Here is a 26,105-nt window from a genome sequence, read left to right on the forward strand (position 1 = left end):
TGCCAAGGAAGGCGGCAGGGGAGGTCCGGAAACTTGGGTTCTTCGTCCCTCGGACCTACAGTCGGTGTCATGGACGCGCGGCGGGTCGTGGTGGTGGGGTATGAAGCGGCGGAGCTGCTCGACATCGCCTGCATCACCACGACGCTGGTGGTCGCCAACTGGCACGGTGCGAAGCCCTATTACGAGACGCTCATGGTCACGCCCGGCGGCCACACCATCACCTGCGGCACCGGGCTCAACCTCCAGGCCCACCAGCCTCTGGAGCGGATCACCGGGCCGCTCGACACTCTCCTCGTCTCCGGCGGCATCGGCTACGCGGACGCCGCGGCGAACCCGCTGATCGTCGGTCACGTCCGCCGGCTGGCCCGCGAGAGCCGCCGGGTCGCCTCCGTCTGCACGGGGTCGTACATCCTCGCCGCCGCGGGCCTGCTGGACGGCCGGCGTGCCGCCACCCACTGGGAGCGCGCGCCCGAGATGGCCGCCCGCTACCCCGAGGTCGTCGTGGACGCCGATCCGATCTTCATCCGCGACGGGAACGTGGCCACGTCCGCCGGCGTCACCTCCGCGTTAGACCTCACCCTGGCCTTCGTCGAGGAGGACAACGGCACCGAGCTGGCCCGCACGGTGGCCCGCCACCTGGTCACCTACCTGCAGCGGCCCGGCGACCAGGCGCAGATGAGCATGTTCGTCAGCGCGCCCGCCCCCGCGAACAGCCTGGTCAAGCGGATCGTCGAACACATCGCCGCCCACCTGCGCGACGACCTCACCACGCCCGCGCTGGCGGCCGAGGCGGGCGTGAGCGAGCGGCATCTCACCCGGCTGTTCCTCAAGCATCTGGGGCTCACCCCGGGGCGGTATGTCCGGCAGGCCCGCACCGAGGCCGCCGCCCACCTGCTGGCCACCACGTCGTTGCCGATGGCGTCCGTGGCCGTGCGGTGCGGGTTCGGGACGGCGGAGACGCTGCGGCAGGCGTTCATCGACCGGTACGGGGTCTCGCCGTCCCGATACCGGCTGACACAGGCGGCCGGGTAGACCAGTCCGTCCGGAAACGCCAGGGTCTGACTAATCTGTCTGCGATGAACGAGGTCATAGGCGGGTACACGCTGCGGCGTCTGCTCGGCAGCGGCGGCATGGGCGAGGTGCATCTCGCGAGCACGCCCACCGGCGGCCTGGCCGCGGTCAAGGTCATCCATCCCGCGCTGGCCCGTGATCCGGCCTTCAGGCGGCGGTTCGAGCGCGAGGTGGCGGCGGCCCGGCGGGTGGCCAGGTTCTGCACCGCGCCCGTGCTGGACGCCGGGATCGGCGGTGACGTCGCCTACCTCGTCACCGAATACGTCAAAGGGCCCGACCTGGCGCAGGCCGTACACGATCAGGGGCCGCTCTCCGGCGGGAACCTGGAGGCGCTCGCGGTGGGCATCGCCACCGCGCTGAGCGCCATCCACGGGGCCGGGGTGATCCATCGCGACCTCAAGTCGTCCAACGTGCTGCTCTCGCCGCTCGGCCCCCGGGTGATCGACTTCGGCATCGCCCAGCTCGTCGAGCACGACGGCCTGGCCAGCCAGGCGATACTCGGGACGCCCGCGTTCATGGCGCCCGAGCAGGTGCGCGGGGAGCCGCTCACGCCCGCGGCCGACGTGTTCGCGTGGGGCGGGGTGATCGCGTTCGCGGGGACGGGGCGGCTGCCGTTCGGGGGCGGGGCGCCCGGGGAGGTCCTGTATCGGATCATGCAGGAGGGGCCCAGGCTGGACGGACTCGACGAGGGGATCAGGCAGGTCGTGGAGCGGGCGCTGGCCAAGGATCCCCGCCTGCGGCCGACGGCCCAGCAACTGCTGGCCGGCCTGGTCGGCGGCACCCGCCTGGCCGCGGCCACCGAAGTAGTGGAACGCACCTGGACGGGCGCCGCCCCGGCCACCGCACCGCTCCTCCCCGACGTGCCGCCCACCAGCTCGTCTGCTCCGAGTGGGCGGCCCACCGTCGGCGTGCCGCCCGCCCCGGGCCGGCTTGGGGCGCCCGAGCCGCGCAGCGGCCGGAAGCGCAGGCGGTGGCCGTGGGTCGCGGGGGCCGCCGCGCTCGTCCTCGCCGCCGCCGCGGCGGCCGTGCCCGCGCTCTCGCGGGAGAGCTGGCCGTACGAGGCGGGCTTCGGCGACTCGTGGGCCGTCGGCACGTCGGAGGGCGGGACCGCCCGGCAGTCGGGCTCCGGCTACGAGCTCGTCGTCAAGCCGGGCTGGCGGCTGTGGAAGTCGGCCCCCAGGCAGGAGCCGGCGGGCGGCGTGATCGTCAGTGCGAAGGCCGCCCTCGAGGAGGGGGCCGGGGAGTACGGTGTGTGGTGCCATGGCTCGGCGAGCTCCGCGGACCGTTACGAGTTCGGGGTGAGCAGTTCGGGCAAGGTCACGATCGTCAAGCGCCGCGCGGGCACCAGGGGCACCACCCTGTACGGCCCGGCGAGCGCACAGAGCGCGGCCGTCAACCGCATCGTGGCGGAATGCGGCGAGAGCGGGGGCAAGGTGACGCTACGCATGTGGCTGAACGAACGCCTGGTCGCGGAGGCGTCCGACGCGGACGCGCCCTACGGCCCGAACGAGTCAGGCGTCCACGCCGCATCCGGCGCCACCGCCGACCTGCGGGTGCGCTTCGACTCCTTCGCGCTCAGACCGGCGGGCCAGTGATGCCGAGGGAGGCGTGAACGTGCGCTTCGGCGTGCTCGGGCCGCTGCGGATCGAGGCCGGCCAGGTGCCGGGACCGGCCAAGCACCGGACGTTGCTGGCCGCGCTGCTGCTGTCGGCCCGCGAGACGGTGCCGATCGAACGGCTGGTGTCCGTGGTCTGGGACGACCGGCCACCGGCGTCGGCGGGTTCGGTGCTCAGGGTGTACGTCAGCGCGTTGCGCAAGCTCGTGGACGGCATCCGCACGGTGCCGGGCGGCTACGTGATCGAGGTCGAGCGGGACGAGGTCGACTGCCACCGGTTCGCGCGGCTGGTCGCCACGGCCAGGCAGGAGCGCGAGTCGGGGCGGATCGCGGAGGCGGGCGACACGTTCAGAGCGGCACTGGGGTTGTGGCGGGGGCAGGCGCTGGCCGATGTCGAGTCGTCCCTGTTGCGCCGGGAGCACGCCGTGCCGCTGGAGGAGCTGCGCCTGACCGCGCTGGAGGAGCGGGTGGAGCTGGACCTGCGGCTCGGCAGGGGCGCGGAGGTGGTCGGGGAGCTGCGTGCGCTGGTCGGGGCGCATCCGCTGCGCGAACGCGCCTGGGTACGCCTCATCGAAGCCCTCCACCAGGCGGGACGCCGGTCGGAGGCGCTCGGGGCCTACCAGGACGCGCGCAGGATGCTGGTGGAGGAGCTGGGCCTGGAGCCGGGCGCCGAGCTGACCGCCACGCACCAGCGGGTCCTGAGCGACGAGGGTCGCCCGTGGACGAGAGCCGGCGAGACCCGGCAGCGCGTGGGACAGGTCGATGAGCTTCCGCCGGACATTTCCGACTTCGTGGGCCGGCAGCACGCGCTCGACTGGATCGTCCGGACGGCCCGCGAGCACGCCTCCGCCCCTGTGCACCTCGTCCTGCACGGCCCGCCCGGCTGCGGGAAGTCGGCCATCGCCGTGCACGCGGCCACCGCGCTCGAGCGGCCGGACGGCCGCCTCTACGCCTCGCTCGGCGCTCGGCCCCCGGGCGCCGTGCTGGAGGACCTGTTGCGCTCGCTGGGCTGCCCGGACGGCGCGGTCCCGCCGGCGCTGGACGAGCGCGTGCGGCTCTACCGGAGCATGACGGCCCGCAGGAGGCTGCTCGTCGTCCTCGACGACGCCGCCGACGAGGCCCAGGTGCGTCCGCTGCTGCCGACCGGGCCCGGCAGCCTCACCCTGGTGACGAGCCGGTCGCCGCTGGCCGGGCTGGAGGCGGCGCGGGCGTACGAGCTGGGGGTTCTCGGCCAGGACGAGGCCGTGGCGATGCTCGGCGAGGTGGCCGGCCACGACAGGGTCCGCGCCGAGCCCGAGGCCGCCCTGCGCATCGTCGGGCTCTGCGGCCGGCTGCCCCTGGCCCTGCGCATCGCAGGGTCCCGGCTGGCCAGGAAGCCGGGGTGGACGCTCGACCACCTGGCGGGCCGCCTCGGGGACGAGCGGCGCAGGCTCGACGAGCTCAGCGCGGGCGACCTGGCCGTGCGGGGCAGCCTGGCGCTCGGCTACCGGGGCCTGCCGGACCCTGAGAGGAGGTTGCTGCGCGGGCTCGGCGCGCTGTCGGCGCCCGACTTCGCGTCCTGGGTGCTCGACGCGGACCTGGAGCCGCTCGCCGAGGCCGGGCTGCTGCAGTCGCGCGGCCTGGACGAGGCGGGCCAGGAGCGATACGGATGGCACGACCTGACCAGGCTCTACGCCGCCGAGCGCCTCGCGGAGGAGGACGGCGGCCCGGCAGGCGTGCTGGCGGCCAGGGCAGGCGCGATCCTCGAGCGAACCAGGCAGGCCAGAGCCACCCTCCTCCCGGCCGAACCCGGGACCGGCCGCACCGAGGTCCATCCGCCCGGAGCCGGGGCAGGCGGGCAGGGGCTGGAGACCGGCTGGCTGCGGCAGGAGGCGCGGTGGCTGAGCGCCGAGCGCCGGTTCCTGGTGGCGGCCGTCGATGACTTCTACCGGTCGGGCCTGTACGAGGCCGCCTGGCGGCTGGCGTTCTACCTGACGCCGCTGTTCGAGCTGGGCGCGCACCACGACGACTGGCACGTGACCACGGCCACCGGGCTCGACGCGGCCAGGGCGGTGGGCCACCGGCACGGCGAGGCGCTCCTGCTCCGTGGCCTGGCCGACCTGCACAGGGCCGAGGGCCGCACGGAAGCGGCGGCTGCTGCCCTTCGGGCGGCCCAGCCGCTGGTGGACGGGCTGGAGCTGGCCAGGATCACGCTCAGGCTCGGCCTCGTCCAGACCCGCCCGGCGGAGGCCGAGCAGGCGTTCGTCCGCGCGCTGCGGGCCTTCGAGGAGGCCGGGGACCGGCGCGGGCGGGCCGACGCCTTGCGGGCGCTGGGCGCGCTGCGCCGGGACGAGGGCGCGCTCGACCAGAGCCTGGCCGCCTATCAGGACCTCGGGGACCCGCGTGGCGAGGCGGAGGCGCTGCTCGACCTGGCCAGGGTGCACCTCGGGGCAGGCAGGCGCGCCGAGGCCCGCGAATGTGCGGAGCGGCGGCTGCGGATCAACCGCCGCCTGGGTGACCGGCTGCCCGAGGCGGCGGCGCTGCTCGTACGGGCCGAGATCGCCAGAGCGGAAGGCGCACCCGGCGCCGCCGCCGGATTCGTCCGCGAGTCGCTGGAGATCTTCGTCGCGTACGGCGACCGCAGGGGCACCGCGCAGGCTCTCATGGCGCTGGCGCATGCCGCGCTGGACCTCGACGACATTGATGAGGCAGTTGAGGCGCTTGTGCGTGCTATGGGAGAGTTTGACGGCCTCGGTGACGAGCCGGGCCGGGCCGGTGCCGAACGGCTCGCGCATGAGGCCCGTAGGCGGCGTGGTCAGCGGATATAGGCGACTATGCGGATCCTGAAGGTCGCTTCCCTACGGTGAGGGCCATATCCCCGACGACGAAGGTGATCACATAATGCGAAAGACGATCGCGCTGGCTGTCGCAGCCGTCGCGCTGACGGGCTGCGGCGTGCTCCCCGGACAGCAGGGCGGCGGCGGTGAGGAGAGGCAGGCGCAGTCCGTCGCCGAGACCCCCACTGAGAAGCAGGAAGCGGCTCCCGCACAAGAGCAGCAGAGCGCGCCCCCGCAGGACTCCAAGGTGATCGCCAGCCGCGAGGCTCAGGTGGGCGCGGGCGACATGCACGGAAAGGCGCGCGCCGACATCATCTCGCTCAAGCGCCAGGGCAGGACCCTCACGCTCAACTGGACGGTCACCGCGACCGACGGCAAGGTCAACGTGCACAACAGCATGGGCGCGTCCCCGCTCGACTTCTCGGTCTCCAACGTCTCCCTGATCGATCCGGTGAACGCCAAGCGCTACCGGGTGGCCCGCAACGGCACCGGTGAGGACGCGAAGTGCGTCTGCTCCGGCACTCAGGGCCAGTTCCTGGAGCCGGGGGAGACGTCCACGCTGTACGCGGTCTTCGCCGCGCCTCCCGCGGACGTCACGAAGATCAACATTGAGATGCCCATGATCGGCGTGTTCACCGATGTTCCGATCTCTTAGCGTCGCCCTGTCCCTGGTCCTGTCCCCCACCCCGGCGCCCAGCCCGCCGGCCGACGCCACCGGTGTCGTCGAGGACCTGGTGCTGCCCGTCGAGGACATCATCGGCGAGGTCGAGTCGCTGGACGGGACCGAGAGCGAGACCAAGCAGGGACGCCAGGTCACCGTCGCGCTCACCAGCGACGTGCTGTTCCAGCTGGACAAGTGGCAACTGACCGCCAAGGCCAGGCAGCGCCTCCGGCAGGTGGCCGAGAAGGTCAAGGCCGACGGCGCGGGCGGGGTGGTCAAGATCGAGGGGCACACGGACGACCAGGGGAGCGAGGCGTACAACGTCACGCTGTCGCAGCGGCGGGCGCAGGCCGTCGAGTCGGCCATGCGCGGGCTGCTCACCGGCGCGGGCGTGACGCTCGAGGCGCGGGGGTTCGGCGAGACCCGGCCCAAGCGGCCCAACTTGGTGGACGGGAAGCCCAACGAGAAGAACCGCGCCCAGAACCGGCGGGTCGAGGTCGTCTTCACGGCCAAGCAGTGAGGTGCCGGCTTCGCCCGCTTCCTCGGCGGGGAAGGGCGTCAGTCGCTCGGGAGCTGGCCCAGCGTCACGGTGATCGTCTCCGTTCGGCCGTCCGAGTGGAGCACGCCCACCTTGGCCTGGTCGCCGGGCTTGAGGTTGGCGATGGTCTCGGCGAGTACCGCCATCGTCGGCGTCTTCTTGTCGTTGATCGAGGTGATCAGGTCGCCGGCCCGGATCCCGGCCTTCGCGGCGGGGCCGCCGGGCTCGGCGCGGACCACGCCCACCCCGCTCGGCGTCCCGTCCGCGCCGATCACCGTGCTGCCCCTGATGCCGAGGGCGGCACGGTGGCTGTTGGTGACCCTGCCCTCTTTGACGATCTGGGCGGCGATGTCCGTGGCGGTGTTGCTCGGGATCGCGAACCCGATGCCGGGCGCGGTGCCCCCGCCCAGGGTGGGGTCGACGGCGGCGAGCGTGGGAATGCCGATCACCTGGCCTGACAGGTCCACGAGCGCCCCGCCGCTGTTGCCCGGGTTGATCGCGGCCGAGGTCTGGATGGCGCTGGCGATCGTGGCGCCGGGCGAGCCCTCCGTCTCCTGCGGCTCGGTGACGGTACGGCCGATGGCCGAGACGATCCCGTTCGTCACGCTGCTCGACAGGCCCAGCGGGTTGCCCATGGCGAGCACGATCTGCCCGACCCGCACCTTGGACGAGTCCCCGAACTTCGCGGGTCGCAATCCGTCGGGGCGGTCCACCTTGATCACCGCAAGGTCGCCCAACCCGAAGGACTTGACCAGCCTGGCCTCGCGCGGGGGGCCGCCCGTGGCGATCGTGACCTCCATCTTGGTGGCCTTTCCGACCACGTGAGCGTTGGTGACGATGTGGCCGGCGGAGTCGTACACGATGCCGGAGCCGAGCCCGGCCTTGGTGTTGATCTGCACGATGGACGGCAGCACGTTGGCGATGACGTCCTCGTACGCCGCCTCCAGGGCGTGCAGCGACGCCAGGGAACCAGTGGTGGGCGAAGGGGACGGCGGGGCGGTCGGCGATGAAGTGGGCGAGCCCGGCTGGGTGGCCCTCGACGTGGGGGCCGGCCCGCAGCCGGAGAGCAGCACGGCAGCGGCGGCCAGTCCCGCGACGATCCTCTTCATGGCAGGAGTGTGCCCACCTCAGCCGGAAAGATACGCCTCCCGGACGTCGCGCCTGCTCAGTTTGCCCGTCGGCGTGCGCGGCAACGACTCGCGGTACTCGATCACGCGCGGATGCTTGAGCCTGGCCAGCCGGGGCGCGCAGTGCCGCAGCAACTCGGCCGTGAGCTCGTCGCCGCCCGCGACCCCGGGCGCCGGCTGCACGAGCGCGACGACCTTGTGCCCCCACTCCGGGTCCGGTACGCCGATCACCGCCACGTCCGCCACGGAGGGGTGCTCGAGCAGCGCGGCCTCGATCTCGGCCGGGTAGATGTTGACCCCGCCGGAGATGATCAGGTCGGTCCGCCGGTCCAGCAGGAACAGGTAGCCGTCCGCGTCGAGGTAGCCGATGTCCCCAGGGGTGTACGCCTGACCGAGCATCGCCGCCGCCGTCTTGTCCGGATCGCCGTGGTACTCGAACCGGTTGATCCCGCCGATGTAGACCAGCCCAGGCGACCCTGGCCCCGCCTCCCGGCCGTCCTCCCCGACGATGGTGAACGTCATCCCGTCCAGCGCCCTGCCGACCGTGCCGGGCCTGGCCAGCCACTCCTCCGAGGACACCATGGTCGCCACGGCCGCCTCGGTGGAGCCGTAGTACTCCCACAGCACGGGCCCGAGCCAGTCGATCATGGCCTTCTTGGTGGCCGGCGGGCACGGAGCCGCCCCGTGGTAGAGGTGGGTGAGGGACGACAGGTCGTACGACTCCCGATCCGGCACCCCCAGCAGCCGGTGGAACATCGTGGGCACCATGAACGCGTTCGTCACCCGATACCGCTCGATCAGCCGCAACGCCTCGGCGGCCTCGAACCGCTCCGGCGCCACGATCGAGTGCCCCAGCTGCAGCGCCATCATGGCCTGCCCGTACGGCGCCGAGTGGTAGAGCTGCGAGCACACCAGGTGCACCCCGCCGAACGGCAGCCCGAAATGCCGCCAGCTCTTCCGCATCAGGATCGGGTACAGCTCCTCCGGCGTCAGGTCCAGCAGCCGCCGCCGCACTCCCTTGGGCCGCCCCGTCGTACCCGAGGTGTAGAGCATCATGGACCCGGCCCGCCGGTGCGCGGGCGCGTCGGCGGGCTGCCCGGAGACGAGCTCGCCGACCGTGAGGGCCTCAGGTGAGATCACTACCTCGGCCCCGCAGTCGGCCACGATGTAGCCGATCTCCTCGGCCGTGAAGTGCCAGTTCACGGGGACGAGGTATGCGCCGTTCTGGTAGGTCGCGAGCATCATGGTGAGCGCGTCGAGCCCGTTCCTCAGCACGGTGACCACGCAGTCGCCGGGCGCGACCCCGCGGGACGCCAGGCCGTTGGAGGCCCGGTTCACGCGAGCGAGCAGCTCGCCGTAGGTGGTGCCCGCGTCACCGAGGAGGGCGGGACGTTCGGGGTCGTTGACTGCGATCTCATAGAAACCCCTCATATCCGCAGACCATACAGAATTAGATTCTGCGGGGCGAACAGAGGAATTATCCCGCTCTCTCGTGACGTAATCTCGAGGTCATGGAGGACGTCGGCGACCAGAGTCCCTCGCACGATTCACCCACCACTCCGTTCCGCAAGGTCGTCCTGCCGTCTGAGGAGACGGTCCAGATCCCCCGCCCGCCCGCGCCGGGGCCGTCGGTCCCGATCCGCCCGCCGGCACAGCAGCCGCCAGCCCGGCAGCCCTGGATGGAGCCGCTTCCGGCGCAGTCGCCTCCGGCCGGCCAGTTATCCTCGCTGCCGCCCGTTCCCGAGCCGCCGAGGCGTGGCATCGGCGACATCCCGATCAAGTTCGTCTACCTCGTCGGCGCCATACTCGGCACCGTCCTGGCCGTGTTCCTGGTCTTCACGCTCTTCTCCGGCGACGTGCCCGCCAACAAGAAGGCTGCCGAGCAGGCCGCCCCCGCCGCCCCGCCACCGGCCTCCGCCGGACCCGTGGCGTCGCCCACGCCGACCGTGACCGAGAGCCCGATCGTGCTGCCGTCCGTGCCGGCGAGCAAGGCGTACCCGACCCTGCCGGGCACGGCGTCCGTGGTCATCGGCATCATCAGCGACCAGAACACCGGCATCAGCTACCCCAGGCTGGCCGCGCCGTGGAAGGCCAAGTCGTTCCCGCCGTTCTCGATCGCGCAGCGCATCGGCAAGGTGGCCGTCCCGCACACGGTGATCGCCTCGGCCATGTTCCCTGGCGACTCGCCGGAGAAGAAGCCCGCCAAGGACGCCGACTACCGCGAACTCGCCGCCCAGGCCGCTCGCTGGGCGATCAGCACCCAGTACCCCGAAGGCGCCACGCTCGCCTGGACCGCCTCCAAGAAGATCCCGGTCGGCAAGGGCTGGACGCTCGGCTACAAGGTCACCTACCCCTTCAACGGCAAGCAGCAGGTCGCCCAGGCCATGGTGACGGTCGTCGAGGTGGGCAAGAACAAGCCCGCGATGCTCCTGGCCTCCATCCCCGAGACGAACAAGAAGCACTGGCGCGACATCAACACCCTCGTGCAACAGCTTCGCCCGCTCTAGGCCCAGAAGCATCCTCTAGAATATGATTCTGGGTGATGGCCCGGACCTGGCATGGAGGATGAGCATGGCGATCGGGTTGAGCGAGGAGCACGAGGCGCTCCGCGAGTCGGTGAGCGGCTGGGCCGAGCGGAACATCCCGTCCGAGCTGCTGCGTGCCGGGGCGGACACGCGCCCCGCGTTCTGGCCGGGCCTCGCCGAGCAGGGGCTGCTCGGCCTGCACGTGCCCGAGGAGTACGGCGGCTCCGGCTACGGGCTGCTGGAGACGGCCGTGGCCGTCGAGGCGCTGGCCGAGCGCATGGCTCCCGGGCCCTACCTGCCGACCGTGCTGGCCAGCGCGGTGATCAACGCCTCGAAGCGGCCCGAGCACCTGGAGTCGTTCGCCGACGGCACCCTCACCGGCGCCGTCGCGCTCACGGCCGACCTGAGCGGCACCCGCACCGAGGACGGCTCCCTGATCGTCTCCGGCACGGCCGACCACGTGCTCGGCGGCTCGCTGGCCGACGCGCTCGTCCTGCCGGTCTCCACGGCCGACGGTGAGGAGTGGGTCCTCATCGACGCGGTCTCCGCCACTGTCACCCCGGTCAAGTCCCTCGACCTGACCAGGCCGGTGGCCAAGGTGGAGCTGTCGGAGGTGGTCGTGCCCGCCGAGGGCATCCTGGGCGGCGTCCAGAGCTCCGACGTGCGTAACATCGCCGCGATCCTGCTCGGCGCCGAGGCGGCTGGTCTGGCGTCCTGGTGCGTCACCGCCGCCGCCGAATACGCCAAGGTACGCATCCAGTTCGGCCGCCCGATCGGCCAGTTCCAGGGCATCAAGCACAAGCTCTCCCGCATGCTCGTCGCCCTGGAGCAGGCTCGCGCCACAGTGTGGGACGCCACCCGCGCCGCGGAGCGGCGAGCCGGGCCGGAGAGAGCGAGGGCGTCCAGCCCGATGCCAACGGAGGCCCGAGGGAGCGCGACCATCGACACAGCGAAGGAGCTGGACTACGCCGCCGCCATCGCCGGCGTGATGGCCCCTGACGCCGCCGTCCAGTGTGCGAAGGACGCCATCCAGACGTTCGGCGGCATCGGCTACACCTACGAGCACGACGTCCACCTCTACTACCGCCGCGCGCTCACGCTGCGCGCCCTGCTCGGCTCGTCGGCCGAATGGGCCGCCAAGGTGACCGAGCTGGCCCTGCAGGGCGTCGCCCGCGAGATGCGGATCGACCTGCCCGAGGACGCCGAGGAGCTGCGCGAGTCGATCCGCGCCGAGATCGCGGAGATCGCCCGGCTGGAGGGCAAGGAGCAGAAGCGGGCCCTGGCCGGGCGCGGCTTCGTCATGCCCCATCTGCCCAGGCCATGGGGCCGCGACGCGAAGCCGCTCGAGCAGGTGCTGATCGCCCAGGAGCTCAAGGCCGCCAAGGTCAAGCTGCCCGCGATGATCATCGGCGCGTGGGTGGTGCCGTCCATCGCCACGTACGGCACGCAGGAGCAGCAGGAGCGCTTCCTGCCGAAGACGCTGAGCGGCGAGATGATCTGGTGCCAGCTTTTCTCCGAGCCCGGCGCCGGCTCCGACCTGGCCTCGTTGCAGATGAAGGCGGAGCAGGTCGAGGGCGGGTGGAAGCTCACCGGCCAGAAGATCTGGACCTCCGTCGCCCACGTGGCCGAGTGGGGCATCTGCATCGCCCGCAACTCGAGCGAGGGCTCCAAACACCAAGGCATCACGTACTTCCTGGTCGACATGAAGTCCCCGGGCGTCACCGTCCGGCCGCTGACCGAGATGACCGGCGAGAACCTGTTCAACGAGGTCTTCCTCGACGGCGTCTTCGTCCCCGACGACCTGGTCGTGGGGGAGGTCGGCGACGGCTGGAAGGTCGCCCGCAACACGCTCTCGAACGAGCGCGTCTCCCTGTCGTCCGGCTCCGGCGGCACCGGCGCCTCCGTGTCCGACCTGCTGGGTCTGATCGGCCGGCTCGACCGCGAGCTGACGCCGGTCGAGGCGCGGCAGGTGGCCGAGGTGGTCTGCGAGGGCCACTCGATCAACGCGCTCTCGCTGCGGGTCACGCTCAAGCAGCTGGCCGGCGCCGAGCCGGGCGCGGACGCCTCCGTGCGCAAGCTGCTGTCCACCTCCCACGCCCAGCACGTCTCGGAGACGGCGGTGGAGCTGCTCGGGCCCGCGGCGGTCATGGCCGCCGACATCAAGCTCGGCGACCCGGGCTACTGGAACCGGGCGGTGCTCGCCACCAGGGCGATGACGATCTACGGCGGCACCACGGAGGTGCAGCTCAACATCATCGGCGAGCGCATGCTGGGCCTGCCGAGGGACTAGCGGACGGGCTGTGGCGGGACGGGCGCGGCGTTCTCGGCCGGAACCGGGGCGCCGATCCTGATCTCGCCGACGCAGGAGCCGGTACCGGCCGCGCTGACGGCCAGCTCGCTCCCGCCGCCGAAGATCGTCGCGTAGGTCGTGCCCAGGTCCCTGCCCGCGGCCACGGTGCTCCGCGCGAGCCCGAGCCGCACGTTCAGGGTGGTCTCGGCGCCGTTCAGGTAGGAGATCTGGACGGTGTGCTCGCCGTCCTGGACCGGGACGGGCAGCTTGAAACGCACCTCTGTCCGGCCGACAGGGGTGCAGGCGGCGCCGCCCGGGATCGTGACGCCGTCGATCGACAGCGGCCGCAGCCGGCCCTCCTGGTCGAAGATCATCGGCGTGGGCACGGGTCCGGTGAGCCGCCTGGTCCAGGCGATCTCGCGCGGTGCGGTCGGGCCGAGTATGCGGGAATGCAGCGCGTAGTCGTAGAAGAACACCGGGAGGGCTATCTTGGCCGGCACGTACGTGTCCAGGACGACCGAGCCCGCGGGCATGCGCGCCAGCGCCTGCCTGGCCGTCTCCACGTAGCTCCTGACGTTCGTGCCGAGCGGCCGGTCGGCGTAGGCGGCGACCGACCACACCGAGCCCGCCGCGAACACCGCCGCCACCGGCGCCCACGCCCACCTGAGCCGGAGCGCCGGGCGGCGCCAGGGCCGCTCCTCGCCCTGGACCGGGATGAACGCCAGCCCGATGACCAGGGCCACGACCGTGGCGGTGGAGGAGATGTACCGCAGCTCGAAGCCGCTCAGATCGGGACCGAGCATCTCCACCCGCCCCAACATGATCGGCACCACGTCGGCCAGCAGGAAGTAGCCCAGTAACGTCAGCCACGCCAGCCAGGCCCGCCGCCGCCAGACCACGGACACCGTCACGGCGACGACCGCCACCGCCAGGCTCGCCCAGATGAGCGCGGGCGGGGTGGCGGCCAGCGCGTAGTCCTCGCCGATCGGCTGCCACCGCCAAGGGCCGCCCAGCGACGTGGGCATGAGGGAGCCGGTCAGCAGCGTCCACGCCGACTTCGCCGCGACCTCGGCGGTGGGCAGCATCGGCCGGAACGTGTCGTTCGTGAGCTGCACGGAGGTGAACAGCTGCCGGAAGAACACCGCCGCGTACGGGACGAGCACGGCCAGGTAGAGCAGCCAGCCCCGCCACAGCCGCCGCCCGCCGAGCCAGCCGAAGGTGAGCACGAACGCCAGCACCGGGATGAACGGCGCCTTCACGAAGAACACCATCCCGAACACCGTCCACCCGGCCGCCGCCACCGCGTGCCTGAAGCGTCCGGTACGGGTGTAGAGCACGTGGGAGGCGAGCGCCATCGGCAGCGCGATCTGGAACGGGAGCGTCTCCGCGACCACCGCCCACCACGACAGCCCGGGGATCGTCATCGGCGTCAGCAGGTAGAACCCGAGCGGGACGAGGATGGCCGGACGCGCCCCGAACAGCAGCCGCAGCAGCCGCAGCAGCGCCAGGCTCGCCGCCGCCTGCAGGCCGATCGTGAGCGTGTGCGCGAGGGCGTCGTTGTAGACGCCGAGCCGCCCCACCGCCCAATGGATCGCGAACGCCCCCGGCATCATGTGGCCGAAGTCGATCCGCATGAGGTAGTCCCAGGACAGCTGGCTCTCCAGCCCCCTGGCGATGAACATGAAGTCGTCCTGGCGGAAGTACGTCCGCCTGACCAGCTCGAACTTCCAGACGAGCTGCACCGCGACCATAGCCAGGCCCGCGGCCAGCACGGCGTCGCCGCCGCGTGACCACTGGCGTGCCCCCGCTGTAGCCACCCTTGACATCACCCCCGCGACGACTCAACCACGCCGGGGTCGGCCGGGGAATGGCCGTAGCGGGGTTGTGATGTCATAGCGGGATGCCGCACACGCCCCGAGCCGGGGCCGCCTCCGCCCTCCTCGGGCTCGTGCTCGGCTGCCTGGCGCTCGGACCGGCGCTGGGCTGGGGGTTCACGCTGCTCCATGACATGGTGTTCGTGCCGGACCCGTCGTTCACCGCGTGGACGTTCGGGCTGGCGGGCGGGGCCGCGCGGGTCGTCCCGAGCGACGCCGTGGTGACCGCGCTGTCGCTGGTGCTGCCTGCCGAGCTGGTGCAGAAGGCGATCCTGCTGGGGATCTTCGTGCTGGGCTGTTCCGGGGCCGCGCTGCTCCTGCCGTCGCAGTCGCTGGGGCCGCGGCTGGTGGCGGGCGCGTTCTACGTGTGGAACCCGTACGTGGCCGAGCGGCTGCTGATCGGGCAGTGGGCGCTGCTGCTCGGGTACGCCGGGCTGCCCTGGGTGGTGCGGGCCGCGTGGTCGGGCCGCAGGGTCGCCGTGGCCATGCTGCCCGCGGCGGTCGGCGGGTTCGCGGCGATGACGGTCACCGCGATCACGGCGCTGCCGGTGGCTCGCCGGATCTTGCCGGTGGTGGGTGTCCTGGCGGCGTTCAGCCTGCCGTGGCTGGTGCCCACCGCGCTACGGCCAGAGGGGCTCGACGGCGACCCGGTCGGCGTGTACGCGTTCGCGGCCAGGGCCGACACGCCGTTCGGCGCGGTCGGGAGCCTGCTGTCACTGGGCGGGATCTGGAACGCCTACGCGGTTCCCCCCGGTTACGGCGCCTTCGTGGGTGCGGCGGCCAGGCTGCTGCTCACGCTGGCCGGGATCGTCTTCTTCCTGCGGGGCGACGTGCCGTACAAGAAGGGCCTGGCCGTGGCCGGCTTCGCCGGTCTTGGGATCGCTTGCGTGGGGGTCGGGGAGGCCGGGCGGGCGGCGTTCGCGTGGCTGGTCGGGGTGTGGGGCGGGTTCGCGGTGTTCAGGGACGCCCAGCAGTTCGTGGCGCCGCTGGCGCTGGTGGCGGCGCTGGGGCTCGGGCTGCTCGTCGAGTCGGTCGCGCGCGAGCGGGTGTGGGTCGCCGCGATGGCGCTGGTGCCGGTGGCCGTGCTGCCGACCATGGCGTGGGGGTCGCTCGGGAGGCTGGGGGCCGTCTCCTACCCGGAGAGCTGGACCGCCGCGCGCGAGGTCATCCGGCGCGATCGGGAGCCGGGGGACGTGCTGGTGCTGCCGTTCGAGTCCTACCGGCAGTTCCCGTGGAACGGGGGGCGGGCCGTGCTGGATCCGGCGCAGCGCTTCTTCGGCGTGCCGGGGCGGCGGGTGGTCTCCAACGACGCCGTACGGGTCGGTGACATGGTCATCAAGAGCGAGGATCCCCGGGCGCAGGCGGTAGAACACGTACTAGGAGGGCCCTCGACCGATCTTCCCGCAGCGGGATTTCGCTACGTGATAGTCAACGCGGGGACAGTTGAAGAGCGGCAGCGGTTCGGCGTATTGCTACGCAGCGCAAGGGCCGTGGTCGATAGCGGTGACCTGCGACTCTACCGGTTCGACGGCCCCGTGCCGCACCGATATGCCCCCTGATCAGGGGATTTATAAAGATTTCATAGAGCTACTTCCGAGTAGCAAGAATTGGTTCTAGGTTGGGGACGGCCCGCACCATTTGTCCGCTCGAGGAGGAACCCCCCGTGATTAAGATCCTCTTAGCAGCGATCATCGGCGTCGCCGTAGCGGCTCTCGTGGCGACGGTCACCACGGTCTCTCTCACCGGTGCCACCGCCACGCCGGTCAACCAGCCTCTCTACTTCTACGGCGACCGGTAACCCGAGCCGACATGCCGCCCTCTCCACATGGGGACGAGGGGACGAGCCGACCACCACTGCTTGAGATCGTCATTCCCGCCTACAACGAGGAACGACGACTTCCCGGGGGCCTCCTGCAGCTGTGCGCGAAGCTTGCCCGAATGCCGTTCCCGACCGCCGTCATCGTCGTCGACAACAACAGCACGGACCGCACGGCCGAGATCGTCAGGAACTGGCCGCGTGGACCTGTGGCGGTCCGGCTGATGCAGTGCCCGGCTCCGGGGAAGGGAGCCGCCGTACGTGCCGGACTGCTCGGCACCAGTGCCCCGTTCGTCGGGTTCGTCGATGCCGACATGGCCACCGACCTCGACGCCATCGACGTCGCCTTCGGGCAGTTGTTGTCCGGGGAGCGGGTGGTGATCGGGTCGAGGGCGCACCCGGACTCCCACGTCGAGAACCGCCACAGCAAGATCCGCGAACTGGGCGCCTTCTGGTTCCGCACGCTGGCCGGCACGCTGGTGCGCGGGGTGAGCGACACCCAATGCGGGTTCAAGTTCTTCGACGGGGTGCTGGCCCGCGAGATCGCCGCCCTGCTCCGAACACCGGGCTTCGCCTTCGACGTCGAGTTCCTCGCGCGCTGCGTCGGGCAGGGCTCGGCGGTGACGGAGATCCCCGTGCGCTGGCACGACATGCCGGGCTCGCGCTTCTCCCCGGCCCGGCACGCGTTCGGCATCGTGCTGGAGCTCGGGAGGATCTGGCTCCGGCTGCGCGCCCACCCGCGTGCGGCCCCCCGCCCGGCCTGGGAGCCGCCGCTCGACCCCGTCGGATATCCGTGAAGATCGCTGTCGTCAACTGGCGTGACCCCTGGCATCCCCAGGCAGGTGGCGCTGAGACGTTCGCCTGGGAGCTGGCCCGCCGCTTCGCGCGCGCGGGCCACCAGGTCTGCTTCGTCACCGCGCGAGCGCCTGGCCAGGGCCGCGGGGAGTCCGTTGCCGGGGTACGCATCGTGCGGATGGGCGGTGTGTTCACCGTCTATCCGCTGGTGCTCTGCTGGCTGCTGCTCAGGCGCGGCCGCTTCGACGTGGTGCTCGACTGCCAGAACGGGATCCCGTTCTTCACCCCGTGGGTCGTGCGCCGGCGGACCAAGGTGCTCTGCGTGGTGCACCACGTGCACGACCGGCAGTTCGGGGTGCACATGCCGGGGTGGCTGGCGGCGTTCGGACGTTTCCTGGAGGGGCCGGTGGCCCGGTGGAGCTACCGGCGGCACGCGAGCGTGGCCGTGTCGCCGTCCACGGTGCGGGCCATGCGGGAGCGGCTCGGGTGGGATGGGCCGGTGCACATCGTGCCGAACGGGGTGAGCGTCGCCCGGCCCGCCGACGTGGTGAAGAGCCCGGCGCCGCGGCTCGTCTGCCTGGGCCGGCTCGTGGCGCACAAACGTGTCCACCTGCTGCTCGACGCCGTGGCCGAGCTCAGGGAGCGCTGGCCCGGCCTGACCGTGGACATCATCGGCCGCGGGCCCGAGGAGGCGCGGCTGCGCGCCCGGCTGCCGGAGGGCGTCACGCTCCACGGCTACCTGCCGGAGGAGGACAAGGCGCGGCTGGTCGCGCGGGCGTGGGTGCACGTGAGCGCCTCGCAGGGTGAGGGGTGGGGGCTGAGCGTGCTCGAGGCGGCCGCGCTGGGGGTGCCGACCGTGGCGTTCGACGTGGACGGGCTGCGTGACGCCGTACGGCACGGGGAGACAGGGTGGTTGCTGCCCGAAGGCACGGAGCTGGCCAAGGGCATTGCCGCCGCACTTGCCGAGCTGGACGAAACTTATGCCGTGAAATGTCGGGCATGGGCGGACCGCTTCTCCTGGGACCGCAGCGCGGAGCGCCTCACCGCACTGATGCTGGGCCACGACGTCGAGCCCGGCTGGGAGGCCTGGTGACGCGCAAACCACCGATCGACCGCATCGTGGCCGGCCGCTCGCCCAGCCAACCGGCGACCGACCGCCTGGTGGCCGGCCGCCCGGGCACCGGCCGCCCGCAGCCGCCCGCCGACGGGACCGCAGCCACGCCGCCTCGTGCCGACGGGACCGCAGCCACGCCGCCCCCTGCCGACGGGCGTGGGACGCCGCCGCCGTCCAGCGCCGATCGTGCTCGCCCCCAGCCGCCCGCCGCCGGGGGCGCGACCCCGCCGCCGGGGCCGAGGGCCGGGCGGGCGGCGGCCGGGGAGCCGGTCAGTGAGCGGGTGCGGCGGCGGTGGTGGCTGGTCGTGTGCTGCCTGGGCTTCGGCGTGCTGGCGTTCACCACCAAGCCGGGCAACCTGATCTCCGACACCAAGATGGACCTGGCGCTCAACCCGGTCGGCTGGCTGGAGCGCGCCGCCCACCTGTGGGACCTCCAGCACTTCGGCCAGCTCCAGAACCAGGTCGCGGGCTACATCTTCCCGATGGGCCCGTTCTTCGCCCTCGGCGACCTGGTCGGCATGGCGCCGTGGGTGACGCAGCGGCTCTGGCTGACGCTGCTGATGTGCGTGGCGTTCCTGGGCGTGGAGCGGCTGGCCAGGCAGCTCGGCATCGGCACCGGGGGCACCCGGATCGTGGGCGCGCTGGCGTACGCGCTGGCCCCGAGAGCGTTGTCGATCCTCGGCGAGATCTCGATCGAGTGGCTGCCCGCCGCGATGTTGCCGTGGATCCTGATCCCGCTGCTCACCGCCTCGGAGACGGGCCAGCGGGCCCACGGGGCCGTCAGGTCGGCGCTGGCCGTGGCGCTGTGCGGCGGCGTGAACGCGGTCGCCGTGCTGGCCGTGCTCGTCGCGCCCGTCCTCTACATCCTCACCAGACCGCGGCCGGTGCCGCGCTGGCGGCTGCTCGCCTGGTGGACAGCCGCCGTCTCGGTCGCCACCCTGTTCTGGACGCTGCCGCTGCTGCTCGTCGGCCGGTACGCCTTCTCGTTCCTGCCGTACACCGAGACCGCAGAGACCACCACCCAGGTCACCTCGCTCACGAACGTCCTGCGCGGCGCCTCCGACTGGGTGCGCTACCTGCCGCTCAGCGGCGTCTTCGACCAGCCGCCGGGCTTCTCGATCGCCACCTCCGCCACCATGGTCGTGGTCACCGGCCTGCTGGCGGCGCTCGGACTGGCCGGGCTGTCCCGCCGCGACCTGCCCGCCAGGGGGTTCGTGGTGGTGCTGTTCCTGGTGGGTGTGACGGCGCTGGTCGCCGGGCACATGAGCGCCCTGGAGCCGGTCGTGGCGGAGCCGGTGCGCTGGCTGCTCGACGGCCCGCTCGCGCCGCTGCGCAACCTGCGGAAGTTCGACCCGCTGGTACGCCTGGCGCTCGCCTTCGGGCTCGCCCACCTGCTCGTGCGGGCCAGGCTGCCGCTGCGCACCGTGTCGGCGGTGGCGTTCGCGGCCCTCGTCCTGCCCGTGTTCAACCAGGGCCTGGCCGCGCCCGGCGACTTCAAGGAGGTGCCGGCGCACTGGCGGGAGGCGGCGGCCTGGCTCGACCAGAACGCCGGCGACGACGGCGTGCTGGTCGTGCCGGGCGCCAAGTTCGGCGAGTACGTCTGGGGCCGCCCGATGGACGAGCCCATGCAGGCGCTGTCCACCGCCCGCTGGACCACCAGGCAGATCACGCCCCCGGGCTCGGTGGGCCTGTCCAGGCTGCTCGACTCCATCGACCAGCGGCTCACCGCGGGCCACGGCTCGGCCGGGGTGACCGCCGTGCTGCGCAGGATGGGCGTGCGCTACCTGCTCGTCAGGAACGACCTGAACAGGGCGAGCCTCCAGGGCGCCTGGCCCGCGCGGATCTTCGAGGCGCTGCGCGAGTCGCCGGGCATCAAGCGGGTGCGCTCGTTCGGCGAGCTCGTCGGCGACAAGGAGAGCGACGACGCCGTGGAGTCGCTGGACGCGCCGTTCCCCGCGCTCGACCTGTACGAGGTTTCGGGCAGCTCGGACCTGGTGTCCGTGCAGCCGGTTGCCGACGCGCTGGCCGTGCGGGGCGGGCCGGACTCGCTGCTCGCGATGGGCGATCTCGGCCTGCTCGGTGACGGCCCGGTGCTGGTGAACGGCGACGCGGGCAAACGGGAGGTCCCGACCGTGGTCAGCGACGCGCTGCGGCTGCGCGAGCGCTCGTTCGGCGAGCTCAGGTCGAACTGGTCGCCCACGCTGACGGCCGACAAGAAGGCGGACTTCTCCGGCGTCAGAGCGCTGGACCTGCTGGAGAAGGGCTGGCTGGACGACACCGCCACCGCCGAGTACGACGGCATCGCGGGCGTCACGGCCTCCTCCTCGGTCGCGGATCCGTACGCGATCGCCGGCATCAGCACGACGGGACGGGGCCCGTGGGCGGCCATGGACGGCAACGTCGGGACCGGCTGGGAGAGCGACGGCTCGAAGCCCGCGCAGGGCGAATGGCTGCGCGTGGACCTGCCCGCGCGGATGCGGATCCCGTACGTGCAGGTCATGTTCGCCCCCGACCTGCTGCTCGGCCAGGCCATAAGGCGCGTGTCCGTGGAGACCGAGTCGGGGAGCCTGGCGCAGGACGTGCAGCGGGTCACGGACCCGCAGCGGCTGCGTGTCCCGGACGGGCCCACGAGCTGGGTGCGGATCAAGGTGCTGCAGACGGTGTCCGGCGAGTGGAGCTACGGGCAGCGCGTCGGCGTCGTCGAGCTGTCCATCCCCGGAGTCGCCCCTGGGCGCACGATCAGGTTGCCGGGGAAGGGCGGCGACGTGTTCGTCATGGACCGGGGGCTCGACGAGCGACCCGCCTGCATGCGTAACCAGTACCGGTGGATCTGTAACGCGGGGGCGCTGGCCAAGCCGGGCGAGGAGAGCGGGTTCGACCGGACCTTCACCGCCGGGTCCGCGGCGACCGTGAACGTGCGGGGATCGGCCGTGCTGAAGGATCCGGCGCTCGTTGACCGGTTCACGCGCATCAGTGCGGACCTGACCAGCGTGACCGGCTCGTCCCAGCTCTCCCTGGACGCGGTGGTCTCGCCCAGGTCGGCGTTCGACGGAGACCCGAGCACCACCTGGATCACCGACGCCGACGACACCCAGCCCACGCTCACCATCGCCTGGAAGGGCAGGCGGACGATCTCCCAGATCCGGATCGGCCGCCCCGGGGGCGACAAGCAGCCGCTCGACGTGGTCGTGACCGGCGACCGCGGCGCCGTCCGCGCGGGACGGGTCGGCCCGGGCGGGCTCCTCACGTTCGGGCCGATGTCCACCTCGCGGCTCAAGCTCCGTTTCACGCCGTTCTCGACGCGGCTGCAGGTGACCGAGATCGTGGTGCCCGGCGTCGCTCCCGTGGGCAGGCCCGTCGACATCCCGCTCAGGCTCGCCTGCGGCTCCGGGCCCAGGATCGAGGTGAACGGGCAGGTCATCCAGACCAAGGTGGCCGGCACCCACACCGACCTGCTGGAGCAGCGGCCTGTGCAGATCTTCGGCTGTTCCAGGGCCAGGCTCGTGGCCGGTGACAACCGGGTGCGGGTCGCGGGCTGGGAGTCGTTCGCCATCGACGACCTCGTGGCCGGCACGCTGCCCGACAAGCCGCGCGGCGTGGAGGGGGCGGCCGTGCAGAGCACCTGGACGCCGTCCGTACGCGAGGTCGAGGTGAGCGCGCCGAAGGACTCCTTCCTCGTCGTCAACGAGAACTTCAACGCCGGCTGGCAGGCGCAGCTCGGCGGCAAGACGCTCAAACCCGTACGGATCGACGGCTGGAAGCAGGGCTGGGAGCTGCCGGCCGGGACCACGGGAACCGCGCGCCTCGAATACGTGCCGGACCGCGCCTACTGGCTCGCGCTCGCCCTCGGGCTGGCCGGGATCGCCCTGCTGACCCTGATCGCCCTGGTCATGCGCGGGCCGCGCCCCGAGCACGTGCGCCAGACCGCCCCCGCCTCGGCGGCGCGGCTGCGGCACCTGCGCGCGCCGTACGCCGTCGTGCTCGCTCTGGCGTTCGGCGGCTGGGTGGCGAACTGGCAGGGCATGCTCGCGGTCCTCGGCGCCCTGCTCGTGACGCTCGCGCTCCGGGCCAGGGGCCTGCCCGCGCACTGGTGGGCCGCGGTCCTCTTCGGCGTGGCCACGTTGTCCCTGGCGGCGGCAATGCTGCTGACCGGTGCGGAGCCGCTCCTGGACGAGGTGCCGCAGCTGGCCGCCTGCGCGGCCATGGGCGTGCTGTTCGGCCAGCTGGTCAAGGAGCCGGCGCGACCGGAGCCGGAGCCGGAGCGGCCGGCGGCCGAGCAGGTGCTGACCGGAGCCGGCCGAGCTTGAGTGCCGGGACCTCGATGAGATGGTAGCTGCCCACGCTGAGCAGCAGCGTCCCCACGAACGACACCACCGCCACGCTGGGGAAGTCGCCGCCGAACGGCGGCGCGCCGGTGAGCTTGAGCTGCAACGTGATCAGCGGCGCGTGCCACAGGAAGAAGCTGTAGGAGATGCGGCCGAGGTAGGCGGTCACCGGGTTGCCGACCAGGCGGTGCCTGAGCGAGTCGCCCCTGGGAGCCAGGGCGAACGGCGCGACCAGGAGTATCGCCACCGCCGCCTCCAGGCTCACCCGCAGCAGCGACTCCCACAGGGTCGGCAGCGTCAGCGTGCGCGGACCGGCCAGCCCCGTGCTCAGCACGGCGTACAGCAGCGCGGCCAGCACCAGGAGCTGCGGTGTCAGCGAGTCGATCACCCTGCTGTGCCCGATCCACACCGACAGGACCGCCATCGCCATGCCGCAGGCGAAGAACACCAGGTGGTACGGCAGCAGCAGGGCGAGTTGCGGCTGCGCGAACTCCCGCGACACGACCACGGTGGCCACCGAGATCACCGGCAGCACCGCGATGCCCCCCAGCAGCCTGACCGGCGGGTTGCCGCCGCGGCGGGCCCATTTGTGCAGGAGCCAGCCGAGCAGCGGCAGCACCACGTAGAAGGCCATCTCGATGGGCAGCGTCCACATCTGGTAGAGCCCCTCGGCCGCCTGCTCGCCCGGGAAGTAGTTCTGCAGCAGCAGCATCCACTTGACCCAGCCCAGCCAGTCCGGCGAGCTCCACGCCCACAGTGCCAGCGCCGTCACGAGCCAGTAGACCGGCATGACCCGCAGCACCCTGCGCCACAGGTAGCGCAGCGGCTTCGGACGTGGCGTATCCTCGATCACCGCGCGCGCCCACGGGCGGTAGAGCAGCAGGCCCGACAGGAGGAAGAAGATGGGTACGGCGATGCCGAGGCGGGCCATCATCCAGGCGTACATGCCCTCGCGGTACATGACGCCGGTGTTGCTGCCGACGTGCAGCAGCCAGACACCCAGAGCGGCGAACGCGCGGATGCCGTCGAGGGCCGCGTCCCTGCTCTTCACCCCTGCTCACACCCTCTCGCTAGGCCGGCGGAAACCACGATAGAACTTGTTTCTATCGATTTGATTGCGGTGATATGGCCGCCAGTGACGCGCATCACCCACTGTCATACTTTGTTGCACGACGATCGCGCTAGATGACAACACGTTCTACAAATCCGGAGGCCTCGATGGGTCGTATCTCCACGCTCGTCCTCATCGGGTTCGGGGCTTTCTTCATTGCGCTGGCGCCGCTGCTGAAATTCTGGGCGGCGGGCCAGATCATCGCCGCTCCCGCGGACCAGTTCGGCATCGCGCGGCTGGAGGCGAAGGGTGCTCGATACTTCTCGCTCCAGGACCTGAAGGTCCTCACCGGCGACCTCCAGATCTACGTCACCACCCGCGGGGACGTGAAGGAGGCCAACTCGCAGCGGGTGGTCTGGGACGAGGCCACGGTCGTCAACGACGTGACGAACAGCCGGCCGCAGATCGACCTCTCCGAGCGCCGCAGCGCCTTCGACCGCTACACCGGGGTGGGCCTCAACTGCTGCGGGACCAGCATCGGCAAGACGCCGGTCACGCTGGAGGGGCAGATCTACAAGTTCCCCTTCGACGTGGAGAAGAAGACGTACAAGGTGTTCAACGCCACGGCGGGCAAGGCGTTCGACGCCGCCTTCGTGCGCGAGGACAACGTCAACGGCCTGCCCGTCTACGTCTTCGAGCAGACCGTCCCGCCGACCAAGACCCAGACCCGCAGCGCGCCCGCCAACGTGCTCGGCATGACCGGCACCACCGGTGACGTGCAGGTCGACCGCTGGTACGACGGCAAGACCACGTTCTGGGTCGAGCCGACCACCGGCTCCCCGGTCAAGCAGGAGGTGCAGCGCCACGAGGTGCTGAAGACCCAGGACGGCGTCGAGCGCTCGCCGGCCTTCATCGGCACCGCGAAGATGACCGAGCAGACCGTGAACGACCTGGTCAAGAAGGCGCAGGAGGGCAAGAGCCAGATGAACCTGCTGCGCAACATCATCCCGCTGGTCCTGCTCATCGTGGGCGCCGCGCTGGTGCTGACCGGCGCCGTCCTCGGCCGCCGCCGCACCCAGGACGAGTAATCGCCATTACCGGGGCCCGCGATATGCGGGCCCCTTTTTCATGCCGTGGGGCACCCAACTAGAACGCGTTATCGTCTAAGGTTACTCACCGGTACCAGACGAAAGGTTCTAGTCTAGAACACGTTGCAGTTCGCCGTCCGCCGGACGTATTGTCGGGGCCATGCGGACACGTGTCACGGACATGTTCGGAATCGAGTTCCCGATCTTCGCGTTCAGCCACTGCAGGGACGTGGTCGCCGCCGTCAGCCGTGCGGGCGGCATGGGAGTGCTCGGAGCGCTCTACTTCACGCCTGAGGAGCTCGAGACCGAGCTCAAATGGATCGACGACCACGTGGACGGCAAGCCGTACGGCGTGGACGTGGTCATGCCCGCCTCCTACGAGGGCGCCGACTTCGCGCCCGAGGAGCTGGTGGGGCGCCTCAAGTCGATGATCCCCGACGGCCACCGGGCGTTCGTCGAGAACCTCCTGGGCAAGCACGGGGTCCCGCCGCTGTCCGCGGACGCCGACCCCGGCAAGGTGCTGCTCGGCTGGACGGACGCGACGGCCCGGCCACAGGTGGAGGTGGCCCTCCGCCACCCCATCGCCCTGCTGGCCAACGCGCTGGGCCCGCCGCCCGCCGACGTGGTCGACCTCGCCCACACGCACGGGGTCAAGGTGGCCGCCCTGGCCTCCACCCCCCGGCACGCGCTCAAACAGGTGGAGGTCGGGGTGGACGTGGTGGTCGCCCAGGGCACGGAGGCCGGCGGCCACACGGGCGAGATCTCCACCATGGTGCTGATCCCTCAGGTGGTGGACGCCGTGGACGTGCCCGTCCTGGCCGCCGGCGGCATCGGCAACGGCCGCCAGATGGCGGCAGGGATGGCCCTGGGCGCCGAAGGGGTCTGGACCGGCTCGATCTGGTTGACCGTGGAGGAGGCCGACACCCCGGAGATGGCCAAGCGCCGCATCCTGGAGGCCACGTCCAGGGACACCGTGCGTTCGCGGAGCTGGACGGGCAAGCCCGCGCGGCTGCTCAAGAACGAGTGGACGGACGCGTGGGAGTCGGAGGAGTCGCCCGGGACGCTGCCGATGCCGCTGCAGTTCATGCTGGTGTCGGACGCCCTGCGCCGCATCGGCCGCTCCGAGGTCGCCGAGCTGGCCACCTTCCCCGCCGGGCAGATCATCGGGATCACCAACCAGGTCCGGTCGACGAAGGACGTGGTGTTCGGCCTGGTGGAGGAGTACGGCGAGGCCCTGGAACGGCTGGAGCGCCTCACCGGGGACTGACGCCGACCGGTCCTGCAGGGTCGTTCGCGGCGCCGTACCTCGGCGCCGCATCGTACGGCGCCGCCCCCGGCTCGTCCGGTCGCCGTCCGCGTGCGCCCGCCTGCAGCTCTGTGCGGATCGCCGGGCCGGATC

18 protein-coding genes are annotated in these 26,105 nt (G+C 71.8%); 14 read left to right on the forward strand and 4 right to left on the reverse strand.

Going from position 1 to position 26,105, the window contains the following annotated elements:
* Positions 1–69 precede the first annotated feature (69 nt).
* The 5 genes from ACIBVN_RS31320 (at position 70) to ACIBVN_RS31340 (ending at position 6,683) form a co-directional block, all read left to right on the forward strand.
* Positions 70–1,032: a GlxA family transcriptional regulator gene (locus ACIBVN_RS31320; protein ID WP_397142498.1), complete on the forward strand. Its 963-nt coding sequence runs from the start codon at positions 70–72 to the stop codon at positions 1,030–1,032.
* 44 nt (positions 1,033–1,076) lie between these two features.
* Positions 1,077–2,666, forward strand: coding sequence for a protein kinase (locus ACIBVN_RS31325; protein WP_397142500.1), 1,590 nt, complete (start codon positions 1,077–1,079; stop codon positions 2,664–2,666).
* A gap of 13 nt (positions 2,667–2,679) precedes the next feature.
* Positions 2,680–5,493, forward strand: coding sequence for a BTAD domain-containing putative transcriptional regulator (locus ACIBVN_RS31330; protein ID WP_397142502.1), 2,814 nt, complete (start codon positions 2,680–2,682; stop codon positions 5,491–5,493).
* A gap of 73 nt (positions 5,494–5,566) precedes the next feature.
* Positions 5,567–6,157, forward strand: a complete 591-nt coding sequence (locus tag ACIBVN_RS31335; RefSeq protein WP_397142504.1) for a hypothetical protein — start codon at positions 5,567–5,569, stop codon at positions 6,155–6,157.
* Positions 6,141–6,683 (forward strand): OmpA family protein, encoded by a 543-nt coding sequence (locus ACIBVN_RS31340; protein ID WP_397142506.1) that lies wholly within the window; start codon positions 6,141–6,143, stop codon positions 6,681–6,683. Before ACIBVN_RS31335 ends, ACIBVN_RS31340 begins: the two co-directional genes overlap by 17 nt.
* Before the next feature lie 38 nt (positions 6,684–6,721).
* Here the strand turns inward: ACIBVN_RS31340 and ACIBVN_RS31345 are convergent, their stop codons facing one another.
* Complete coding sequence (locus ACIBVN_RS31345; protein ID WP_397142508.1) at positions 6,722–7,810, reverse strand: S1C family serine protease; 1,089 nt, start codon at positions 7,808–7,810, stop codon at positions 6,722–6,724.
* An 18-nt stretch (positions 7,811–7,828) separates the two neighbouring features.
* The gene (locus ACIBVN_RS31350; RefSeq protein WP_397142510.1) at positions 7,829–9,259 is read right to left on the reverse strand and encodes an AMP-binding protein; all 1,431 of its coding nucleotides are present in this window, start codon (positions 9,257–9,259) and stop codon (positions 7,829–7,831) included.
* An 80-nt stretch (positions 9,260–9,339) separates the two neighbouring features.
* Here ACIBVN_RS31350 and ACIBVN_RS31355 point away from each other — a divergent pair, with 80 nt between their 5' ends.
* Complete coding sequence (locus ACIBVN_RS31355) at positions 9,340–10,335, forward strand: hypothetical protein (protein WP_397142512.1); 996 nt, start codon at positions 9,340–9,342, stop codon at positions 10,333–10,335.
* A 64-nt stretch (positions 10,336–10,399) separates the two neighbouring features.
* Positions 10,400–12,643, forward strand: a complete 2,244-nt coding sequence (locus ACIBVN_RS31360) for an acyl-CoA dehydrogenase (protein WP_397142513.1) — start codon at positions 10,400–10,402, stop codon at positions 12,641–12,643.
* On the opposite strand, the gene ACIBVN_RS31365 is transcribed toward ACIBVN_RS31360, so the two are convergent.
* Entirely contained in the window at positions 12,640–14,460 is a 1,821-nt protein-coding gene (locus ACIBVN_RS31365) for a hypothetical protein (protein ID WP_397142515.1), read from the reverse strand. The genes ACIBVN_RS31360 and ACIBVN_RS31365 overlap by 4 nt on opposite strands.
* Positions 14,461–14,543: 83 nt before the next feature.
* Between ACIBVN_RS31365 and ACIBVN_RS31370 the strand changes: the two genes are divergently transcribed.
* The 5 genes from ACIBVN_RS31370 (at position 14,544) to ACIBVN_RS31390 (ending at position 22,549) form a co-directional block, all read left to right on the forward strand.
* Positions 14,544–16,076, forward strand: a complete 1,533-nt coding sequence (locus ACIBVN_RS31370) for a hypothetical protein (RefSeq protein ID WP_397142517.1) — start codon at positions 14,544–14,546, stop codon at positions 16,074–16,076.
* A 104-nt stretch (positions 16,077–16,180) separates the two neighbouring features.
* The gene (locus ACIBVN_RS31375) at positions 16,181–16,315 is read left to right on the forward strand and encodes a hypothetical protein (RefSeq protein ID WP_344996422.1); all 135 of its coding nucleotides are present in this window, start codon (positions 16,181–16,183) and stop codon (positions 16,313–16,315) included.
* An 11-nt stretch (positions 16,316–16,326) separates the two neighbouring features.
* Complete coding sequence (locus ACIBVN_RS31380) at positions 16,327–17,130, forward strand: glycosyltransferase (RefSeq protein ID WP_397142519.1); 804 nt, start codon at positions 16,327–16,329, stop codon at positions 17,128–17,130.
* Positions 17,127–18,221 (forward strand): glycosyltransferase family 4 protein, encoded by a 1,095-nt coding sequence (locus ACIBVN_RS31385; RefSeq protein ID WP_397142521.1) that lies wholly within the window; start codon positions 17,127–17,129, stop codon positions 18,219–18,221. Before ACIBVN_RS31380 ends, ACIBVN_RS31385 begins: the two co-directional genes overlap by 4 nt.
* Entirely contained in the window at positions 18,218–22,549 is a 4,332-nt protein-coding gene (locus ACIBVN_RS31390; protein WP_397142523.1) for an alpha-(1->3)-arabinofuranosyltransferase family protein, read from the forward strand. The genes ACIBVN_RS31385 and ACIBVN_RS31390 overlap by 4 nt, the downstream gene beginning before the upstream one ends.
* Here the strand turns inward: ACIBVN_RS31390 and ACIBVN_RS31395 are convergent.
* Complete coding sequence (locus ACIBVN_RS31395; protein WP_397142524.1) at positions 22,470–23,618, reverse strand: acyltransferase family protein; 1,149 nt, start codon at positions 23,616–23,618, stop codon at positions 22,470–22,472. The two genes, ACIBVN_RS31390 and ACIBVN_RS31395, sit on opposite strands and share 80 nt — an antisense overlap.
* Positions 23,619–23,785: 167 nt before the next feature.
* Between ACIBVN_RS31395 and ACIBVN_RS31400 the strand changes: the two genes are divergently transcribed.
* Both ACIBVN_RS31400 and ACIBVN_RS31405 read left to right on the forward strand, forming a co-directional pair.
* Positions 23,786–24,706 (forward strand): DUF3068 domain-containing protein, encoded by a 921-nt coding sequence (locus tag ACIBVN_RS31400; RefSeq protein ID WP_397142526.1) that lies wholly within the window; start codon positions 23,786–23,788, stop codon positions 24,704–24,706.
* A gap of 160 nt (positions 24,707–24,866) precedes the next feature.
* Positions 24,867–25,973: a nitronate monooxygenase family protein gene (locus ACIBVN_RS31405; RefSeq protein ID WP_349447142.1), complete on the forward strand. Its 1,107-nt coding sequence runs from the start codon at positions 24,867–24,869 to the stop codon at positions 25,971–25,973.
* Positions 25,974–26,105: the final 132 nt, after the last annotated feature.

It is taken from the genome of Nonomuraea sp. NPDC049400 (assembly GCF_044466425.1).
In the GTDB taxonomy this organism is placed as follows: domain Bacteria; phylum Actinomycetota; class Actinomycetes; order Streptosporangiales; family Streptosporangiaceae; genus Nonomuraea.

What these genes read in the sequence shown, in the direction of transcription:
- ACIBVN_RS31320 (WP_397142498.1), top strand. Translation starts at nt 70, where the DNA reads ATGGACGCGCGGCGGGTCGTGGTGGTGGGGTATGAAGCGGCGGAGCTG.
- ACIBVN_RS31325 (WP_397142500.1), top strand. Translation starts at nt 1,077, where the DNA reads ATGAACGAGGTCATAGGCGGGTACACGCTGCGGCGTCTGCTCGGCAGC.
- ACIBVN_RS31335 (WP_397142504.1), top strand. Translation starts at nt 5,567, where the DNA reads ATGCGAAAGACGATCGCGCTGGCTGTCGCAGCCGTCGCGCTGACGGGC.
- ACIBVN_RS31340 (WP_397142506.1), top strand. Translation starts at nt 6,141, where the DNA reads ATGTTCCGATCTCTTAGCGTCGCCCTGTCCCTGGTCCTGTCCCCCACC.
- ACIBVN_RS31345 (WP_397142508.1), bottom strand. Translation starts at nt 7,810, where the DNA reads ATGAAGAGGATCGTCGCGGGACTGGCCGCCGCTGCCGTGCTGCTCTCC.
- ACIBVN_RS31350 (WP_397142510.1), bottom strand. Translation starts at nt 9,259, where the DNA reads ATGAGGGGTTTCTATGAGATCGCAGTCAACGACCCCGAACGTCCCGCC.
- ACIBVN_RS31355 (WP_397142512.1), top strand. Translation starts at nt 9,340, where the DNA reads ATGGAGGACGTCGGCGACCAGAGTCCCTCGCACGATTCACCCACCACT.
- ACIBVN_RS31360 (WP_397142513.1), top strand. Translation starts at nt 10,400, where the DNA reads ATGGCGATCGGGTTGAGCGAGGAGCACGAGGCGCTCCGCGAGTCGGTG.
- ACIBVN_RS31370 (WP_397142517.1), top strand. Translation starts at nt 14,544, where the DNA reads ATGCCGCACACGCCCCGAGCCGGGGCCGCCTCCGCCCTCCTCGGGCTC.
- ACIBVN_RS31380 (WP_397142519.1), top strand. Translation starts at nt 16,327, where the DNA reads ATGCCGCCCTCTCCACATGGGGACGAGGGGACGAGCCGACCACCACTG.
- ACIBVN_RS31400 (WP_397142526.1), top strand. Translation starts at nt 23,786, where the DNA reads ATGGGTCGTATCTCCACGCTCGTCCTCATCGGGTTCGGGGCTTTCTTC.
- ACIBVN_RS31405 (WP_349447142.1), top strand. Translation starts at nt 24,867, where the DNA reads ATGCGGACACGTGTCACGGACATGTTCGGAATCGAGTTCCCGATCTTC.